The sequence below is a fragment of the Lysobacter antibioticus genome, assembly GCF_001442535.1.
In the GTDB taxonomy this organism is placed as follows: Bacteria; Pseudomonadota; Gammaproteobacteria; order Xanthomonadales; family Xanthomonadaceae; genus Lysobacter; species Lysobacter antibioticus.
The window spans coordinates 4,749,516-4,766,284 of record NZ_CP013141.1 but is presented as its reverse complement, the minus strand read 5'-3'; the positions used below and the strand labels follow the sequence as shown (position 1 = coordinate 4,766,284).

At 68.4% G+C, this 16,769-nt stretch carries 18 protein-coding genes (1 of these 18 only partly in view); 12 read left to right on the top strand and 6 right to left on the bottom strand.

The genetic code is table 11. The annotated features are described in order from the left end of the window. The 3 genes in view from GLA29479_RS19440 to GLA29479_RS19430 are tightly spaced (at most 28 nt apart) and all read right to left on the bottom strand, a layout consistent with a single transcriptional unit that may run on beyond the window. Positions 1 to 1,114, bottom strand: the 5' portion of a protein-coding gene (locus tag GLA29479_RS19440) for a PDZ domain-containing protein (RefSeq protein WP_057972553.1). Its footprint begins 20 nt before the window's first position; the window shows 1,114 of its 1,134 coding nt (coding positions 1–1,114); the start codon lies at positions 1,112 to 1,114; its stop codon lies off the left edge, out of view. A 28-nt stretch (positions 1,115 to 1,142) separates the two neighbouring features. Continuing rightward, positions 1,143 to 2,192, bottom strand: coding sequence for a hypothetical protein (locus tag GLA29479_RS19435; protein WP_057917163.1), 1,050 nt, complete (start codon positions 2,190 to 2,192; stop codon positions 1,143 to 1,145). Then, the gene (locus GLA29479_RS19430; RefSeq protein ID WP_237051748.1) at positions 2,185 to 2,808 is read right to left on the bottom strand and encodes an RNA polymerase sigma factor; all 624 of its coding nucleotides are present in this window, start codon (positions 2,806 to 2,808) and stop codon (positions 2,185 to 2,187) included. The genes GLA29479_RS19435 and GLA29479_RS19430 overlap by 8 nt, the downstream gene beginning before the upstream one ends. Before the next feature lie 108 nt (positions 2,809 to 2,916). Between GLA29479_RS19430 and GLA29479_RS19425 the strand changes: the two genes are divergently transcribed. From GLA29479_RS19425 to GLA29479_RS24815, 7 genes are all read left to right on the top strand, one after another. Continuing rightward, entirely contained in the window at positions 2,917 to 3,879 is a 963-nt protein-coding gene (locus GLA29479_RS19425; RefSeq protein ID WP_057972552.1) for an SPFH domain-containing protein, read from the top strand. 3 nt (positions 3,880 to 3,882) lie between these two features. After that, positions 3,883 to 4,323 (top strand): NfeD family protein, encoded by a 441-nt coding sequence (locus tag GLA29479_RS19420; RefSeq protein WP_057917166.1) that lies wholly within the window; start codon positions 3,883 to 3,885, stop codon positions 4,321 to 4,323. 4 nt (positions 4,324 to 4,327) lie between these two features. Next, the gene (locus tag GLA29479_RS19415; protein ID WP_144436627.1) at positions 4,328 to 4,855 is read left to right on the top strand and encodes a hypothetical protein; all 528 of its coding nucleotides are present in this window, start codon (positions 4,328 to 4,330) and stop codon (positions 4,853 to 4,855) included. A gap of 299 nt (positions 4,856 to 5,154) precedes the next feature. After that, entirely contained in the window at positions 5,155 to 6,276 is a 1,122-nt protein-coding gene (gene gcvT / locus GLA29479_RS19410; RefSeq protein ID WP_057972550.1) for a glycine cleavage system aminomethyltransferase GcvT, read from the top strand. Between the two features lie 14 nt (positions 6,277 to 6,290). Next, entirely contained in the window at positions 6,291 to 6,926 is a 636-nt protein-coding gene (locus tag GLA29479_RS19405; protein ID WP_057972549.1) for a 2-hydroxychromene-2-carboxylate isomerase, read from the top strand. 104 nt (positions 6,927 to 7,030) lie between these two features. Beyond that, positions 7,031 to 7,426, top strand: coding sequence for a glycine cleavage system protein GcvH (gene gcvH / locus GLA29479_RS19400; RefSeq protein WP_031373060.1), 396 nt, complete (start codon positions 7,031 to 7,033; stop codon positions 7,424 to 7,426). A gap of 391 nt (positions 7,427 to 7,817) precedes the next feature. After that, positions 7,818 to 8,666: a hypothetical protein gene (locus GLA29479_RS24815; protein WP_144436626.1), complete on the top strand. Its 849-nt coding sequence runs from the start codon at positions 7,818 to 7,820 to the stop codon at positions 8,664 to 8,666. Here GLA29479_RS24815 and GLA29479_RS19395 read toward each other — a convergent pair. After that, entirely contained in the window at positions 8,663 to 8,860 is a 198-nt protein-coding gene (locus GLA29479_RS19395; protein ID WP_057917171.1) for a hypothetical protein, read from the bottom strand. The two genes, GLA29479_RS24815 and GLA29479_RS19395, sit on opposite strands and share 4 nt — an antisense overlap. Positions 8,861 to 9,127: 267 nt before the next feature. Here GLA29479_RS19395 and GLA29479_RS25835 point away from each other — a divergent pair, with 267 nt between their 5' ends. Both GLA29479_RS25835 and GLA29479_RS19385 read left to right on the top strand, forming a co-directional pair. Then, on the top strand, positions 9,128 to 9,589 hold the full coding sequence (locus GLA29479_RS25835; RefSeq protein ID WP_082638818.1) for a hypothetical protein: 462 nt from the start codon (positions 9,128 to 9,130) through the stop codon (positions 9,587 to 9,589). Positions 9,590 to 10,229: 640 nt separating this feature from the next. Continuing rightward, positions 10,230 to 10,763 carry an SRPBCC family protein gene (locus GLA29479_RS19385; protein ID WP_057917172.1) on the top strand — a complete coding sequence of 178 codons (534 nt, stop codon included), beginning with the start codon at positions 10,230 to 10,232 and terminating at the stop codon, positions 10,761 to 10,763. A gap of 151 nt (positions 10,764 to 10,914) precedes the next feature. Here the strand turns inward: GLA29479_RS19385 and GLA29479_RS19380 are convergent, their stop codons facing one another. Further along, positions 10,915 to 12,330 (bottom strand): serine hydrolase domain-containing protein, encoded by a 1,416-nt coding sequence (locus GLA29479_RS19380; protein WP_057972547.1) that lies wholly within the window; start codon positions 12,328 to 12,330, stop codon positions 10,915 to 10,917. Here GLA29479_RS19380 and GLA29479_RS24810 point away from each other — a divergent pair. After that, the gene (locus GLA29479_RS24810) at positions 12,322 to 12,555 is read left to right on the top strand and encodes a hypothetical protein (protein WP_144436625.1); all 234 of its coding nucleotides are present in this window, start codon (positions 12,322 to 12,324) and stop codon (positions 12,553 to 12,555) included. The genes GLA29479_RS19380 and GLA29479_RS24810 overlap by 9 nt on opposite strands. A gap of 9 nt (positions 12,556 to 12,564) precedes the next feature. Here the strand turns inward: GLA29479_RS24810 and GLA29479_RS19375 are convergent, their stop codons facing one another. Further along, complete coding sequence (locus tag GLA29479_RS19375) at positions 12,565 to 14,157, bottom strand: GMC family oxidoreductase (protein WP_057972546.1); 1,593 nt, start codon at positions 14,155 to 14,157, stop codon at positions 12,565 to 12,567. Positions 14,158 to 14,415: 258 nt separating this feature from the next. On the opposite strand from GLA29479_RS19375, the gene GLA29479_RS19370 reads away from it, so the two are divergent. Both GLA29479_RS19370 and GLA29479_RS19365 read left to right on the top strand, forming a co-directional pair. Beyond that, positions 14,416 to 15,804 (top strand): NTP/NDP exchange transporter, encoded by a 1,389-nt coding sequence (locus tag GLA29479_RS19370; protein WP_057972545.1) that lies wholly within the window; start codon positions 14,416 to 14,418, stop codon positions 15,802 to 15,804. Further along, positions 15,801 to 16,691 carry a metallophosphoesterase gene (locus tag GLA29479_RS19365; protein WP_057972544.1) on the top strand — a complete coding sequence of 297 codons (891 nt, stop codon included), beginning with the start codon at positions 15,801 to 15,803 and terminating at the stop codon, positions 16,689 to 16,691. The genes GLA29479_RS19370 and GLA29479_RS19365 overlap by 4 nt, the downstream gene beginning before the upstream one ends. The last annotated feature ends 78 nt before the right edge of the window (positions 16,692 to 16,769 follow it).

Below are 16,769 nucleotides of genomic sequence, written 5' to 3'. Positions count from 1 at the left end.
CGGACGGAGCCGGCGGCAGCGGCGCACGCGGTGCCGCCGGCGGTGCAGGCGGTGCAGGCGGCAAGGGCGGACGCGGCGGCGTCCATTGCACCGCCTTGGGCACCTTGAGCTTGGTGGTGGCGGTGGTGCGGTCGCGCAGATAGCCGACCTCGACCTGGCTGCCTTCGGCCTGGTTGCGCAGCGCCTCCATGGTCTGCCGCGGCGTATCGACGCGGCGGCCGTCGATGGTCTGGATCACGTCGCCGGGTTCCAGGCCCTTGAGTTCGGGACCGGTGCTGAGCACGAGCACGCCGCGCTGGGCGCCGAAATAACGGCCGAGCTTGGCGTCGACCGAGGCCAGGTTGAGGCCGTTCCAGCGCAGGGCGTCGCTGATCGTCGGCAACAGGCAAGGTTTGTCTTTGCAGTCCTCCGGGCCGAGACGGATGATTTCGGTGCGCAGGCGCGGGGCGACCACGGCGTCGGCCGGGGTGAACTCCATGCGGTCGCCGCTGACCTCCATTTCGCCATCGACGGAACGGCGGATCATGACTTGGCCGCTGGTGACGAACTGGGAGCCGTCGCCGCTCTCGAACACCATCACCCGTTCGCCGAGTTGCGGGGTCACATCGACCGTGGCGTCGCGGCCGTCGCGTTGATAGCGAATGCGCATCGGCTTGCGCGCCTCAAGCCGGCCGAGTAGCGCACGGGCGTCGGCCAGGCGCGCCTCGCTGTCGGCACCGGCGATGGCCTTGCCGCCGACCGCGAGCAGGCGGTCGCCGCTGCGTAAGCCGGCCTTGACCGCGGCGCTGTTGGGGGTGACCGCGATGATGCGCACCCCGGCCTTGTCGTCCGGCGCCAGGATCACGCCCAGTTGCGGGCCGCGGATTTCGTCGCGGATCAACACCGGCTTGGTCACCGGATCGGGCAGGCCGCGGATCTGTTGGAGGATCTGCGGACGCACCTGGGCGATCACCAGCGGGCGCTCGCCGTGGGCGCGGCGCACGATCACTTGGGAGGCGTGGGGCGATACCGGCGTGTTGGCCGCTGCGCCGCTCGGCGTGCCCGCGGGCGAGTAGGCCAGGGCACTGCCGATCGCGGTGGACAGCAGCAGTGCAGTCAGAGGGAAGCGGTGCATATCGGTCTCCGGTGCCGCATGAAAGGAATCAATCGACGCGAACCAGGGCGTCGTCGTAGCGTTCGCCGCGGGCGGCGAACCAGCGTTGGGTGCTCTCCACGCCGGCCAGGGTGCGCAGCGCGCCGACGCGTTGCTGCCACAGCGACAGGCGTTGTGCCGCAGGCAACGAACCGGCAATCAGGGTGGCGTCGATCAAACGCACGCGCTCGTCGAGTTCGGAGCTCATCACCGTCGCGGTGGCGCTGCCGACCTGCTCGTCGCGGGTCAGCGCGACCAGGGCTTCGAGCTGCGCCGACTCGGCCTGCAGTTCGCCGAGTTCGCGCAGCAGGCGGGCTTCGCCGTCGGCGGATGCGAGCGCGGTCGCGGTTGCGGTCGTGGACGGCGGCGCCAGCGTTGCCGGCGCAGTCGCCGCCGTCGGGGGTGTTGCGGCCCGGGTCGAGGCGGGCGCGTTCGTCGCAAGCGCGTCGGTCGCGGCGCCTGCGGCCAAGCGAGTAGGCCGGTCTAGCGTGCGTCGCGGTGTGGCCGCGGGTGCCGAGGCGATGCGGTCGGCCGTAGTGTCCCGTGCGGGCACGGCGGTGATCGCCGTCGCCGGCGTGTCTTGCGACGAGGCGTTCCGGTCTGGCGCTGCGGCGATCCGGGGCGCAGACGCGGTGGCGCCGTGCTGCGGATCGAAGCCTGCGTCGGTGGCCGGCTTGGCGGTCGCTGGCTTCGTCGTCGTTGCAGCGGCGCTGGAGTGCGCGACGGCCTCGGTGCCGACGCCGGTTTGGTCCTGGTTGTTGCGCAGCGACAGCCACAGGCCCAGGGGCAGGGCCGCGGCCAGCATCGCCGCCATCATCCAGCGCTGCCGTGGCCGCGCGTCGGCGGCGCCGCGACGCGGCTCGACCTGGACTGAACCGTTCTTTAAAGGATGCGAGCGGATCGGTTCGGCCACGGGCGATTCGCCCGGCGTCGGCAGGACGCCGCGCTGGGCGAGGGTCGCGGCGATACGCGACCAGCCATCGGCCGGCGGCGCCTCCGGCGGCAATTGCGCGAACGCCGACGACCAGTCCTGCGGCGCGGAAGGGGTGCGGTCAGGCATGGGCCTGCTCCAGATCGTTGTGCTTGATGCCCGACTCCAGCAACTGGCGCAGGCGTCGACCGCCACGAGCGAGTTGCGATTTGGAGAAGCTCGGCGTGCGCTGCATCAGCGCCGCGATCTCCTCATGGGTGTAGCCCTCGGCGTGGTACAGCCAGAGCACGCTGCGGGTCGGCGCCGGCAATTGCGCCAGGGCGCGGCCCAGCGCCGCCGCATCGGCCGCCGCGGGCGGGGGCGGGGTGCGGTCGTCGGCGAGGTGTTCGTCCTCCGGCTCGGCCGCATGTTCGTGGCGGCGCTGGCTGCGCAGGCGCATCAGCGATTCGTTGACCGCGATCTGCCGCAGCCAGCCCCAGAACGGGGTGCCGCTGCCGTCGCGGTGGCCGCGGAAGTCGCCGATCCGCGTCAGCACTTTGAGCATGGTGTCCTGCAGCACTTCGGTGGCCTCGTCGCGGTCGCCGGCGATCCGCATCGCCAGGGTGAAAACCGGCCGCTCGAACCAGCGGTAGATCTGCTCGAACGCCGCGCCCTCGCCGGAGCGGGCTCGGCTCAGCAGCGCCTCCGGAACGTCGATGGCGAAGCTCGACAGCGGGCGCGCCGGCTCGGGCGGGATGGACGGCAATGGCGGGGATTCGGTCGGCATTCCAGGACAAGGATGCGCCAGGGGCGTGAAGGGTCGCAGCCGCAGCCAAGGCCTATACTGAGTCAACGGACAGGGAGGAGGGGAGACATGGGAGCGACGTTGCTTGCTGCGGTGCTGGTGTTCGCCGGCGTGGTGTTGTTGTTCAAGACCGTGCGCATGGTGCCGCAGGGCTATCAATGGACGGTCGAGCGCTTCGGCCGCTACACCCACACCATGGACCCCGGGCTGCATTTCCTGATCCCGGTGATCTACGGGGTCGGCCGCAAGATCAACATGATGGAGCAGGTCCTGGAAGTGCCGAGCCAGGACGTGATCACCAAGGACAACGCGGTGGTCAAGGTCGACGGCATCGTGTTCTTCCAGGTCCAGGATGCGGCCAAGGCCGCCTACGAGGTCGCGACGCTTGAGATCGCGATCCTGAACCTGGTCATGACCAACATCCGCACCGCGATCGGCTCGATGGACCTGGACGAATCGCTGTCCAAGCGCGACGAGATCAATACCAAGGTGCTCAACGCGGTCGACGCGGCGACCCACCCCTGGGGCTTGAAGGTCAACCGCATCGAGCTCAAGGACATCCAGCCGCCGCGCGACCTGGTCGACTCGATGGCGCGGCAGATGAAGGCCGAGCGCGAGAAGCGCGCCAATATTCTCGAAGCCGAGGGCTTCCGCCAGGCGGCGATTCTCAAGGCCGAAGGCGAGAAGCAGTCGGTGATCCTCGAAGCCGAAGGCGAGAAGGAAGCCGCGTTCCGCCAGGCCGAAGCGCGCGAGCGCCTGGCCCAGGCCGAAGCCAAGGCGACCGAGGTGGTGTCCAACGCGATCGCCCAGGGCAACGTGCAGGCGATCAACTACTTCATCGCGCAGAAATACATCGAGGCTTTCAAGTCGCTGGCCGAGGCGCCGAACCAGAAGTTCGTGATGATGCCGATGGAATCGGCCGGCATCATCGGCTCGCTCGCCGGCATCGGCGAGTTGGCCAAGGAAGCGCTGGAGCGCCAGCCCAGTCCCGCACCGGCGACGCCGCCGTTGCCGCCGCGCAGCGGAGGCTGAGCCATGTCGTGGAATTGGCAGACCGTGACCTGGGCCGCGATCGCGCTGCTGCTGTTCGCGGCCGAAGCCATGGCGCCCGGCGCTTTCATGCTCTGGCTCGGCCTAGCCGCGGCGGTCGTGTTCGGGTTGGTGCTGGTGTTCCCGGGGTTGACCGTGCTGGCCCAGGTGGCCGCATTCGTGTTGCTCAGCTTCGTCTCGATCCAGGTCTACCGCACCTGGTTCCGCGGCCGCGAGCGCCAGAGCGACCGGCCCTTGCTCAACCGCCGCGCCGACCAACTCGTCGGCCGCGTGGTGACCCTGGAGCGCGGCATCGTCCAGGGCAGCGGGCGGGTGCAGATCGCCGATGCGTACTGGGACGTGACCGGCCCGGAGCTGCCGGCCGGAGCCGCCGTGCGCGTGATCGGCACCGACGGCATGACCCTGCGGGTCGAAGCGGTGACCTGAGGCGATGACGGCCCTGCGCACATCGGCGATGGTCGCGTTGCTGTGCACGGTCGTTCCCTGTCCGGCCGGCGAATCGCACGGCAGCGAGACCTGGATCGGGCGCGTGGTGCCGCCGTTCCCGGACGGCTTCAAGTCCAACACCGGCGGCTGCGTCGGCTCCGGGCGCAGTGCCGAGCAGATCTGCGCGCGCAGCATCGGCACCATCGATGACGCCGAGGACCGTTCGCTGAAGTTCTACGCCGCCGAACTGGTCGGCCGGATCGGCAACGAGGCGCGCTGGAAGATCACCGACGTGGTGCCGTACCCGAAGCTGCTGCGCGGCGAACGCGTGTCGATTTCGACCTGTGTCATCGATGGCGTCGGCGATCCCGGTGTGATCGCCGTCATCGATACCGCGGTCGAGAATGCCGAAACACGCGAGATGTTCGACGCCTCGCGTTGGGCGGTGCGCCTGGACCGCCATAAAGGCCGCTTCGTCGAGGTCAAGCCAACCGAAGTAAGTTGTTACAACGAAGGCGCCGAAGGGGAATAGAACCGGCCGCGGAACAGCAGCCAGCGCGCGACCGCGCAGACCGTCGCAGGGCATCCGCCCCGGGCTTCGCGCCAGATCGCCCCGGACTCTTCGCTGCGTGGGCAGCAGCGATGCGAGCCGGGAATGCGGAACCCCGCGTGTTGTCACAGTGTTTTCGCGGTCGCGGCTCGCGCCGTCGCTACCCCGAAAGCAGGCCTTGCGCGTCCATGCGCTTGCGTACCGAAATACGTTGCCACGGGCGGCGCGCGCTTCTGGGATAATCGCCGGCTCAACCTCCCCAGCAGAGCAGGCAGCGCCCCATGAGCCAGAAGACCATCCTCAACGACGCCCATCGCGCACTCGGCGCCAAGATGGTGGATTTCGGCGGCTGGGACATGCCGATCAGCTACGGCTCGCAGATCGAGGAGCATCACCAGGTGCGTCGCGACGCCGGCATGTTCGACGTCAGCCACATGACCGTGGTCGACCTGCGCGGCGCGCGCGTGCGCGAGTTCCTGCGCCACCTGGTCGCCAACTCGGTCGACAAGCTGCAGAAGTCGGGCAAGGCGCTATACACCTGCATGCTCAACCCGCAGGGCGGCGTGATCGACGATCTGATCGTGTATTTCCTCGAGGAAGAATTCTTCCGCCTGGTGGTCAACGCCGCCACCCGCGAAAAAGACCTGGCCTGGATCGGCGAGCAGGCCAAGGCCTACGGCGTCGAGGTCAAGGAACGTCCGGAACTGGCGATGATCGCGGTGCAGGGCCCGAGCGCGCGCGACAAGCTGATCGGCCTGCTGCGCGAGGAAGACCGCGCCCGCATCGGCAAGCTCGGCAAGTTCGTCGCCGGGCAAGCCCGGACCGCCGACGGCATCGAGCTGTTCGTCGCCCGCACCGGCTACACCGGCGAAGACGGTTTCGAAGTGGTGGTGCCGGAAGACCGCGCGGTGGCGCTGTGGGACGCGCTGCTCGCCGCGGGCGTCAAGCCGGCCGGCCTCGGCGCGCGCGACACCCTGCGCCTGGAAGCCGGCATGAACCTCTACGGCCAGGACATGGACGACAGCGTGTCGCCCTACGAAGCCGCGCTGGCCTGGACCATTGCCCTGGACGAAGGCCGCGACTTCATCGGCCGCCAGCCGCTCGAACAGCTCAAGGCCGCCGGCAGCGCGCGCCAGATGATCGGCCTGGTCATGGACGAGAAGGGCGTGTTGCGCCACGGCCAGAAGGTGCTGACCGCGCACGGCGAGGGCGAGATCCTCTCGGGGACCTTCTCGCCGACGCTGAACAAGTCGATCGCGTTCGCGCGCGTGCCGGCCGGCGAGATTCCGTTCGGCAGCGCCGGCAACGTCCGCGTCGACATCCGCGGCAAGGAAGTGCCGGTGCGGGTGGTGAAGTTCCCGTTCGTGCGCGACGGCCAGGCCCAGGACGGCGTGCTGGTCTGACCGGCGCCGCGGCCATGGTCGACATCGAGTACTACTTCAGCCTGATCTCGCCCTATGCCTACCTCGGGCACGCCGCCGTGCTCGAGGCGGCGCAGGCGAGCGGCGCGCGCCTGGTCTACAAGCCGGTGCGCATCTTCGAGCTGTTCGCCGCCAACGGCGGCCTGCCGCTCGGCCAGCGCGCGCCGGCCCGGCAGCGTTACCGTCTGTACGAGTTGCAGCGCGCACGCGAGCAGCGCGCGCTGCCCTTGAACCTGGCGCCGAAGTTCTTCCCGGTCGATCCCGGCCTGGCCGATCGCTGCGCGATCGCCCTGGTCGAGGGCGGCGCCGATCCGGCCGCCTACATGGACGCCGCGTTCCGAGCGATCTGGGCGCACGACCAGGACCTGGCCGATCGCGACACGGTCGCGCGCCTGTTGCGCGATCACGGTCACGATGCGGAGGCGACGATCGCCGCCGCCGGGACCGCCGAGGTCGCCGCGCGCTATCAGGATTACACCGCACAGGCGATCGCCGCCGACCTGCCGGGCCTGCCCGGCTACGTGCTGCGCGGCGAACCGTTCTGGGGCCAGGATCGCGTCGAGGCGCTGCGCGAGGCGCTGCTCAGCGCTCGCGCGCCGTACCGGATCGACGACGGCGGGAGGGCGAGTTGAATGCGCCCGTCCGGCGTCCCGGCCGCCGCCCCTGTGGCATGTCGCGCCCGCATCGTTAAACTACCCGCCATTACCAGCCGCTCCCGTCACGTTCGAGGCCAGCCATGAGTGAAATCCCCGGCGATCTGAAGTTTATGAAATCCCACGAGTGGGCCCGCGTCGAAGGCGACGGCAAAGTCACGGTCGGCATCTCCGACCATGCCCAAGGCCTGCTCGGCGACCTGGTCTACGTCGAACTGCCGAACATCGGCGACCGCGTCGAAGCCGGCACCGCCTCGGCGGTGGTCGAATCGGTCAAGGCCGCCTCCGACGTCTATTCGCCGGTCTCCGGCACCGTGACCGCGGTCAACGCCGCGCTGGCGGACAAGCCGGAAACGATCAACGAAGACGCCTACGGCGAGGGTTGGATCTTCACCGTCGAGATCGACGAGCCGGACCAGCTCAACGAACTGCTCGCTCCGGACGACTACGCCGAGCTGCTCGAAGAAGACGACCACTGATCCCAGCCGATCCGGCACCGTCGCCCTGAGGGCGACGGTAGCGGGGAGCGCAGAACCGGACCGCGATCGCGGCAGCCGGCTCTCCGCTCCCCGTTTTCGTTTTGGGCGGCGCGGTTTCGGAGCGCGCGTTCGATGCCGGTCTCGCCGCCGCGCCCGGCGAACGCAGCCGACGAGCGGTCGTTGTGGAGCGACGAGGCGGCGCTGAGCGGAGGGCGAACCGGAGATCGGCCGACGCGTGCCGGCGGCGTTCGATGTCGCGACGGTACCGATGCCGTCGCGCGCGCCGAGCACGCATCGCCGGTTTGCCGGAACCCGGTCGCGACGGCGCGAACCCGGCCGACGACGGCGCCTCGTACCGACAAGACGCCCGAGCGCGACGCGTGGACTCGAGGTGAAGAGCGCCGCCGCTCGCTCGCTGCGAACCTCGCGTCGCCGGCAGTCGACGCCGCTCGCGACGACTCGCAGCGGAGCGGTCGAGACCGGCGCGGCGCGACCCTTGCCGTGCTCGTCGAGGCAGCGGGCCGAGTCGCGCGCGATCGATGCGCTCAACGCCGAAGTGCCGAAAACAAGCGTTTTTTTGCGAGCCGGCGAATCGTCGCGACGGACCGGCGATGCCGTCGGCGAACGCCGGATGCGGTCGAGGGGTCGGTCGTCGCGGCTGTCGGAAAACGCTTTCCACTTCGCCGCGCTCGCGCTGCGTCGAGGCGCGAGCGCGGCGACTTCGGCAGACGAACGGTCGTCGCCTCGCGTGCCGGCGTTGCCGTTCGTCGGCGCCGCCAAGGTGCAGGCACACATGCTCGGCGACGTCGTTCGTCGCCGTCGTTCGAGCGAGCGAGTCGTCGCGTCGGCATGCTCGTCGCTCCGACGAGGCGGCCGTCGAACGTCGCTGGAGGCCAAAAACGGTTCGCGCAGTTTCGCGCAATTCGGCTTGTGCGACGCGAAATCCGCGCCTGCCGCGGACCGGAATTTTTTCTTCCGGATTCGCCTTCGCAGATCGCCTTCGACAGCCTCGCGCGGCGACGCGCGTTATCGAAAAAACTCCGCGCGAAAAAACATCGCATCGCCGAAACCCGCGCCACGCTTGGGTTTCAGCGATGTCGAAAGAAACGCATCGCGAATCGGTCGGATGCGCGCGCGCGCACTCGACGAACGCGTGCGCCACCGACGCCGCGGTCGCCGGGGCGGGCGGCCCGGAAAAAAAATAGGCTCGGTTGTTGACAGTATGAAAAAGCGTGATTAGGTTTCGCCCAGCAGACGTTTCCTGCAGACGAGAGTGAGAAAACCCAGCGCGACAACATGCAGCACAAAACGGACCTCCGCCCGGACAGTCAAAACGGTGGACGCAGGATTCGCTTCCTCTGCAGAAATGTTGACCGCACTCTCTTCGCCGATGACATCCAAAACCCAGATGACATCGTTGGCGTCCTGTTCCATGCAACCCGGTTCGCGTTCGGCGGGCCGGGTTTTTGTTTGGCCGCGCCCCTTTGCGGCCCCCTCCGTCCGCCTTTCCGGCGGATGCGCCATCGGTCCCGCCGCGCCTGCGGCCGGATGCGATCCCCGATCCGTTCCGGCGCGCAGTGCGCGTCGGCGGTTGCACGCGGGTCCGACTCCCGCGGCTCTGTCTTCACAGAGTCCCTTTCCACTGGGCTTACCGCACCACCACTGATCAATCCCTGATCACCACTGACGAGGAGCCATCACATGGCCGTTAAGAAAGCTGCTAAGAAGTCCGCCGCCAAGAAGGCGACGAAGAAGGCTGTTAAGAAAGCTGGCGCGAAGAAGGTTGCCAAGAAGGCCACCAAGAAGACCGCCAAGAAAGCAGCCAAGAAGACCGTGAAGAAGGCCGCCAAGAAGACCGCACGCAAGGCCACCAAGAAGACGGCCAAGAAGACTGCGAAGAAGGCGACCAAGAAGACTGCTAAGAAGACCGCCAAGAAGGCCGCCAAGAAGGCGACCAAGAAGACCGCCAAGAAGGCTGTGAAGAAGGCCGCCAAGAAGACCGCCAAGAAGGCGGCTAAGAAGGCCCCGAAGAAGGCCGCCAAGAAGGCTGCCAAGAAGACTGCTAAGAAGGCCGCCAAGAAGGCCCCGAAGAAGGCTGCCAAGAAGGCCCGCAAGTCCAAGGCTGCAGCTGCGTTGCCGGCCACCCCGGCTCCGCTGATCTAAATAAGAAAAACCCCGATTAAGCCGTAATCAAGCTCTCTCCCCGCAGCCCAGGCGGGGGGAGAGTTTTTTTTTGGGGTGAGCAAAGGCGCTTGCGAGCCATTGGCTCGCGCCTTTGCGAACGCCCGAGCGCTATGCGCGAGGGCCGGGCGAGCGAAAGACTCCCCAGCCACTGGCTCGCGCCGTCGCGAACGCCCGAGCGCTATGCGCGAGGGCCGGGCGGGCGAAAGACTTCCCAGCCACTGGCTCGCGCCTTCGCGAACGCCCGAGCGCCATGCGCGAGGGCCGGGCGGGCGAAAGACTTCCCAGCCACTGGCTCGCGCCTTTGCGAACGCCCGAGCGCTACGCGCGAGGGCCGGGCGGGCGAAAGACTTCCCAGCCGCTGGCTCGCGCCTTTGCGAACGCCCGAGCGCTATGCGCGAGGGCCGGGCGGGCGAACAGTCCCGGCTGGGTCGGCTTTTACTTTCGCGGACACCCGACTTCCACACGCCGAGGCGCCAAGAGCAAATCTCCCCCCAACTGCTCTTTTTCAAAGAGGGGAGTACTGGCGGCGCCGCCTCTCGTCGGCGAGCCCGGCGCGATCGCTTCCGATCGCCACGGCAGCGGTTAGGATCGGGCCTGGTCCAAAAACCCGGGAAGCGCCATGAAAGCCTTGCTGAAGGGATTGCTGTATCTCGTCGTACTGCTCGCTCTGGTGTTCGTGGTCGGCGGCTTCCTGCTGCCGGACAAGACCCACGTCGAACGATCGATCGCGATCGACCGGCCGCCCGGCGAAGTCCACGCCATGCTCGATTCCTATAAGCGCTTCAACGAGTGGTCGCCGTGGTACGAGCTGGAGCCGACCGCGAAATACGTCTACAGCGGTCCCGAGTCCGGCGTCGGTGCGTCGCTGGCCTGGGAAGGCGCGAAGGTCGGCAAGGGCAGCCAGCGCATCGCCGAGTCGGTGCCGCAGCAGAAGGTCGTCAACGCGCTCGACTTCGACGGCACCCAGGCGGTCGGCACCTTCGACCTCAAGGCCGAGGGCGACGGCACCCGCGTGACCTGGTCGCTGGATAGCGCGCACGGCAACAACCTGGTCTCGCGCTGGTTCGGCCTGGTGCTCGACAAGATGGTCGGCAAGGACTACGACAAGGGCCTGGCCAAGCTCAAGCGGGTGCTCGAAGAACAGCCGCGCTGAGCGCCGTCTACGGTCCGCCAGCGGCCTGCGTCGGGCCGCTTGGTAGCCGTGCCGGCGAGTTTGAAACCCGGCTTGAAACGAAACGGGCCGCGGCATTGCCGCGGCCCGTTTCGTATCCGGCCACCGGTCGCGCCGGTGGAGCGCTCGCGCCTCAGCGCGGCGCGGCGGTCGATTTCTGCGCGTTGCTGCCGTTAGGGTCGCGTTGCTGAGCCGGGTTGGACTCGGCCGCGTACAGACCCGGGTCGTCGAAGCCGACATCGATCCAACGCTCCGGCGGCAGGCCGATGGCGCGGTCGAGGATCGTCGGCAGCATGCCGGTCGGCAAGCCGCTTTCGCTGTTCCAGAGCAGGGCGATGCCGAGATCGCGTTCGGGCAGCAGTGCGACCACGCCGCGATACCCCTGCACGGCGCCGGCATGGAACACCATGCGGTGGCCGGCGTAGTCGTAGACGCGCCAGCCCAGCGCGTAGCCGGCCGAGCTCAGGCGCTGACGGCGCCAGCTCGAACCGCGGATCTCGGTCGGGGTGTCGACCAAGGGTTGGTGCAGCGTCGCCAGCAAGGGCAGCGGCAGCACATCGGGACGGTGGCCGGTCTGGGCGATCAGCCACTGCGCCATGTCGCTGGCGCTGGCATTGACGCCGGCGGCCGGCGGCAGTTGGTAATAGGTCGGCTTCGGCGTCAGCGAGGCCCAGCCGCCGCGAGCGCGTACATGCGGCTTGGCCCAGCGCGCGCTGGCGGTGATGCCTTCCAGGCCGAGGCTGGCATCGTTCATGCCGAGCGGCTTGAACAGACGGCGCTGCACTTCCTGGCTATAGAAGTCGCCGGTCGCGGCGAACACGACGTCGCCGATCAGGCTGAAGGCGATGTTCTGGTAGCCGTAACAGGTGCCGGGCTGGCAGGTCATCGGCGCATAGGCCAGCTTCTGGGTCAGCACGCGGTAGTCGGCGTAGTTCTCCAGATCGCGGTCATAGGTGTTGTGGGTCAGGCCGACGCGATGGCTGAGCAGGTCGGCGACGGTGATCTGGCGCGCGGCGTTCGGATCGACCAGTTGGAAGCTGGGCATGTAGTCGACCAGCTTGCTGTCCCAGCGCAGGGTGCCGTCGTTGACGAGCAGGCCGGTCAAGGTGCCGGCGAAGCTCTTCGACAGCGAGGCCAGGCGGAACACGGTATGGCCGTCGATCGGCTCGGCGTTGCGTACATCGGTGATGCCGTAGCCGCGTGCGCTGAGGACCTGGCCGTTGTGCACGACCGCCATGGCCATGCCGGGAATGCGCTGGTCGGCGACGAGCTGCTGCGCCATCGCCTCGAATTGGCGGATGTCGAAATCGCTCGCAAGCGGCAGCACGCGGCCGTTGGGATTCTGCGCCGAGACGATGTGCTGGCCCGGCGCGAGCGTGCCGTCGAAACCTTGCGCGCGCGCGACCGGCGCCTGCGGTTGCGGGCTTTGCCAGCGCAGGGAAGTTTGTGCGGTCGAACCCAGGGTCAAGGTCAGCAGGGCAGCGAGCGTGCCAAGGCGCCAGGGGTTGAGTGACCGCCGGGGCGAGCCCGGATTCTTGTCGTGTTTCATCGGTCGCAGCGCCTGCGTGAGCCGGGTTACAACGATTCTAGCGCCGATCTCAGGGAATTGGACAACAAGCGCATTCAGGATTCTGATTTTTCAGGCTTTAATGGCCTGATGAACCGGCCTTACTGCGGCTTGGTTCAGGAACTTGTCGGCGCAGGCGACGAGCGGTTGCGGCGGTCCGACTGGAGGGCGCCGCCGTACCCCGATGCGTTGGTTTCGCAGCTCTGATCGATCTGCTCAGAGCCGCCCACTGATCAGGTCGGAAGCGCGCTCGGCTATCATCATCGTCGGCGCGTTGGTGTTGCCGCCGATCAGGCTCGGCATGACCGAGGCGTCGACCACGCGCAACCCTTCGACCCCGCGCACGCGCAGCCGCGAGTCGACCACCGAAGCGTCGTCGTCGCCCATGCGGCAGGTGCCGACCGGGTGGTAGACGCTCTCGGCCTTGGCGCGGACGAACTCGACCAGCTCGGTGTCGCTGAGGTCGTCGCGGGCCGGGAAGATCGGCGCGCCGCGATAGGGGTCGAAAGCCTTCTGCGCGAACACGGTGCGCGAGAGCTTGGCGCACTCGAGCATCATCTTCATGTCGAAGCCTTCCGCATCGCTCAGATAATTGGCTTCGATGCGCGCCTTGTCGCCGGCGCTGGCGCTGGCCAGGCCGATGCGGCCGCGGCTGCGCGGACGCAGGAAGCAGGCGTGGGCGGTGTAGCCGTCGCCGGGGAGACGGTGGCGGCCGTGGTCGTCGAGCATGGCCGGGACGAAATGCATCTGGATGTCGGCGCGCTCGTCCGGCGCCAGCGCCGAACGCACGAAGGCGCCGGCTTCGGCGATGTTGCTGCTGCCCGGGCCGCTGTGGCCGCGCAGGTAATAGTCGAAGGCGATGCGCACATCGCTGACGCGGTCGTAGGTCACGCGTCGGGTCGAGTGCTGCAGGGTGCAGATGTCGAGATGGTCCTGCAGGTTCTGCCCGACCTGCGGCGCGTCGTGCAGCACCTCGATGCCGTGACGGCGCAATTCCTCGGCCGGGCCGATGCCCGACAGCATCAGCAACTGCGGCGAATTGATCGCGCCGCCGCTCAGCAGCACTTCGCGCGTGGCGTGTTGGTGATAGGCGCGGCCGCCGACGCTGTAGGTCACGCCGGTGGCGCGGCCGCGTTCGACGGTGATGCGGTTGACCAGGGCGCCGGTGACGATGTGCAGGTTGTGGCGTTCGCGCGCCGGGTCGAGGTAGGCGACCGCGCTCGAACAGCGCGCGCCGTTCTTCTGGGTCACCTGGTAAAGGCCGAAGCCTTGCTGTTGCGGACCGTTGAAATCCGGATTCGCGGCATAGCCGGCCTGTTGCCCGGCCTCGATGAAGACGCCCGATAGCGGATTGGTGTAACGCAGATCGGAGACATACAGCGGGCCGTGACTGCCGTGCAGGGCGCTGTCGCCGCGGCTGTTGCGCTCGGAGCGGCGGAAATAGGGCAGCACGTCGCTCCAGCCCCAACCGCTGGCGCCGGCGGCGGCCCAGTCGTCGTAGTCGCCGGGCACGCCGCGGATGTAGCACATGGCGTTGATCGAGCTGGAACCGCCGAGCACCTTGCCGCGCGGCCACCACAGCACGCGCTGGTTGAGCTGCGCCTCCGGGGCGGTGTCGTAATCCCAGTTCACGCCTTTCTTGCCGACCAGCTTGGCCAGCCCGGCGGGCATGTGGATGAAGGGATGACGGTCGCGCGGACCGGCCTCGATCAACAGCACTCGGGCGTCGGGATCCTCGCTGAGACGGTTGGCCAGCACGCAACCGGCCGAACCGGCGCCGACGATGATGTAGTCGAACTCTTGGGGCATTCTCGGGCTGCTCTGCATCGGTCGCTTTACCGTGCCGCGAACGTAAGCGCCAAAACTAGAGCATATGCTCCCAATCTGCGCATCGCTGCCGCCCGACGCAGTGCTGGCGGTGGCTGGCGCCTTGGGCTACCGTGCCGGCAACGAACGGGGCCGGAGCTTTCCGGCGCCGCCAGCGGCGAGGAGACCGGGCCCGGCCCGGCCGCGCCGATGACCCGCACAACCGTCGGCCCCGCCGGCAGTCCCACACGGAGCGACGGAATGTCGGCAGTCCAAGGCGCCAGCCTGCAGACCGGGCGCGTCCACAGCGGGGAATGGAGCGCGGTCGCGTTCTCGCTGGCGTATTTCTTCTGCGTGCTGACCGCGTATTACGTGATCCGCCCGGTCCGCGACCAGCTCAGCGCCGCGGTCGGCTCGACCCAACTGCCCTGGTTTTACGCGGCGACCTTCCTGGCGACGCTGGCGCTGACGCCGGTGTTCTCGGCCCTGGTCTCGCGCTATCCGCGCCGGGTGGTGGTGCCGCTGGTGTACGGCTTCTTCATCGCCTGTCTGCTCGCCTTCGTGCCCTTGTTCAGCGCCCACGGCGTGCTCAGCCCGCGCGCGCTCGGCACCGTGTTCTTCGTCTGGATCAGCGTCTTCAATCTGTTCGTGGTGTCGGTGTTCTGGAGCTTCATGACCGACATCTGGAGCGAGGGCCAGGCGCGGCGCTTGTTTCCGCTGATCGCGGTCGCCGGCACGCTCGGTTCGCTCGCCGGTCCGGCCCTGACCCGGTTGCTGGTCGGGGTGATCGGCGTGGCGCCGCTGCTGATGGTCTCGGCCAGCCTGCTCGGCCTGGCACTGGTGTTCGTCGCCTTGCTCGGGCGCTGGTCGCGCATCCACGGCACCCGCCGCTTCGAGGCCTCGCACGAGTCGGCGATCGGCGGCGGCATGCTCGACGGCCTCAAGCAGGTGTTCGCCAACCCCTTCATGCGCTCGATGGCGATCCTGCTGTTGCTCGGCGACTGGATCGGTACGGTCAACTACGGTCTGGTCGTGGACTACTCGAAAGCGACCTTCGTCGACGCGGTCGCACGCACGCGCTTCGCCGCCGACCTGGACCTGATGACCAATATGATCGCGCTGGCGGCGCAGTTGCTGTTGACGCCGTGGCTGCTGGCGCGACGCGGCGCGGCCACGGTGATCGGGGTGTGGTCGGTGGTGACGGTGTCGATCCTGGCGCTGGTCGCGCTGGTCGCCGACCCGCATGCCCCGCTGACCCAATTATTCCCGGGCTACGGCGCGCTGGTCGCGACCCTGCCGCAGGGCATGGCGGCGATGCTGCTGCCGATGCCGGCGGTGGCGATGGCGCTGGTAATCAGCCGCGGGCTCGCCTACGGCATGGTCGGCCCGGCCCGCGAAAGTCTGTTCAGCAGCGCCGCGCGCACCCTGCGCTACAAGGGCAAGAACGCGGTCGATACCGCCGCCTGGCGCTTCGGCGACGTCGCCGTGGCGACGGCGATGGTCGGCTTGCGCGGCGTTGGTGTCGGTGTCGCCGGCCTGGCCGGCATCAGCGCGGCGGTCGCCGCCGGCGCCGGCTTGATCGGTTGGAACGTCGCGCGCTGGGTGCAGCGCGGCGGCGCCTCGGAAACGCGAGAGACCTCGAAAGCATGAAACGCGGTTGGCGGCCGTGGCCGCGTCAGTTATGGCTGCAGCGCTTGTTCGTTGGCCTGGTCCTGTCCGGTGTCGGATGTTTCGCCTGGGGGTTCTTCTGGGAGCCACGGCAACTGGTCGAGCGCGATTACGAATTCCGCCTGCCGCACTGGTCGCGCGACTGCGACGGCCTGCGCATCGACGTCGTCGCCGACTTGCACACCGGCTCGCCGCACAACGGCCTCGACCGGCTCGACCGTATCGTCGAGCGGCTGGTCGCGAGCGACGCCCAGGCGGTGTTGATGGCCGGCGATTACGTGATCCTCAGCGTGCTCGGCGGCACCTATGTCTCCGCCGAACAGATGGCGCCGCATCTGCGGCCGCTGACCCGGCGCAAGCCGGTCTACGCGGTGCTCGGCAACCACGACTGGTGGAAGGACGGCGTCCGCGTGCGCGCCGCGCTGGAGTCGGCCGGGGTGATCGTGCTCGAGGACCAGGCGCAGGCGGTGCAACTGGGCGCCTGCCGGGTGTGGATGGTCGGCATCGGCGACAAATGGGAGACCGCGCACGACATCGACCGCGCCTTCGCCGGGGTCGCCGACGATGCGCCGGTGCTGGCTCTGACTCACAACCCTGACCTGTTTCCCGATGTCCCGCCGCGCGCTTCGCTGACCGTGGCCGGGCACACCCACGGCGGCCAGGTCCGCCTGCCGTGGATCGGCACCCCGGTGCTGCCGGCCGACCAACGTTATGCCGGTGGTTACCTGATCGAAGACGGCAAGTCCTTGTTCGTCTCGACCGGCATCGGCACCAGCATCCTGCCGGTCCGCTTCGGCGTGCCGCCGGAGATTTCGCGCTTGACTCTGAGGGCGGTCGTGCCCGGTCGGGAACGACACGCGCCCGATTGAGCCGTTGTCTCAAGCTGCAGCTCCAGGCTTTCGATAGGCGCTGGCGGCAGCTGAGCAAGCGTGTCGTCGAATCGCTCG

Bases quoted from the DNA above. Each gene is read 5' to 3' on its own strand.
- GLA29479_RS19425 (WP_057972552.1), top strand. From the start codon at position 2,917: ATGGGAGCGACGTTGCTTGCTGCGGTGCTGGTGTTCGCCGGCGTGGTG.
- GLA29479_RS19405 (WP_057972549.1), top strand. From the start codon at position 6,291: ATGGTCGACATCGAGTACTACTTCAGCCTGATCTCGCCCTATGCCTAC.
- GLA29479_RS19415 (WP_144436627.1), top strand. From the start codon at position 4,328: ATGACGGCCCTGCGCACATCGGCGATGGTCGCGTTGCTGTGCACGGTC.
- gcvT (WP_057972550.1), top strand. From the start codon at position 5,155: ATGAGCCAGAAGACCATCCTCAACGACGCCCATCGCGCACTCGGCGCC.
- GLA29479_RS19370 (WP_057972545.1), top strand. From the start codon at position 14,416: ATGTCGGCAGTCCAAGGCGCCAGCCTGCAGACCGGGCGCGTCCACAGC.
- GLA29479_RS19395 (WP_057917171.1), bottom strand. From the start codon at position 8,860: ATGGAACAGGACGCCAACGATGTCATCTGGGTTTTGGATGTCATCGGC.
- GLA29479_RS25835 (WP_082638818.1), top strand. From the start codon at position 9,128: ATGGCCGTTAAGAAAGCTGCTAAGAAGTCCGCCGCCAAGAAGGCGACG.
- GLA29479_RS19365 (WP_057972544.1), top strand. From the start codon at position 15,801: ATGAAACGCGGTTGGCGGCCGTGGCCGCGTCAGTTATGGCTGCAGCGC.
- gcvH (WP_031373060.1), top strand. From the start codon at position 7,031: ATGAGTGAAATCCCCGGCGATCTGAAGTTTATGAAATCCCACGAGTGG.
- GLA29479_RS19385 (WP_057917172.1), top strand. From the start codon at position 10,230: ATGAAAGCCTTGCTGAAGGGATTGCTGTATCTCGTCGTACTGCTCGCT.
- GLA29479_RS19375 (WP_057972546.1), bottom strand. From the start codon at position 14,157: ATGCCCCAAGAGTTCGACTACATCATCGTCGGCGCCGGTTCGGCCGGT.
- GLA29479_RS19380 (WP_057972547.1), bottom strand. From the start codon at position 12,330: ATGAAACACGACAAGAATCCGGGCTCGCCCCGGCGGTCACTCAACCCC.
- GLA29479_RS19435 (WP_057917163.1), bottom strand. From the start codon at position 2,192: ATGCCTGACCGCACCCCTTCCGCGCCGCAGGACTGGTCGTCGGCGTTC.
- GLA29479_RS19420 (WP_057917166.1), top strand. From the start codon at position 3,883: ATGTCGTGGAATTGGCAGACCGTGACCTGGGCCGCGATCGCGCTGCTG.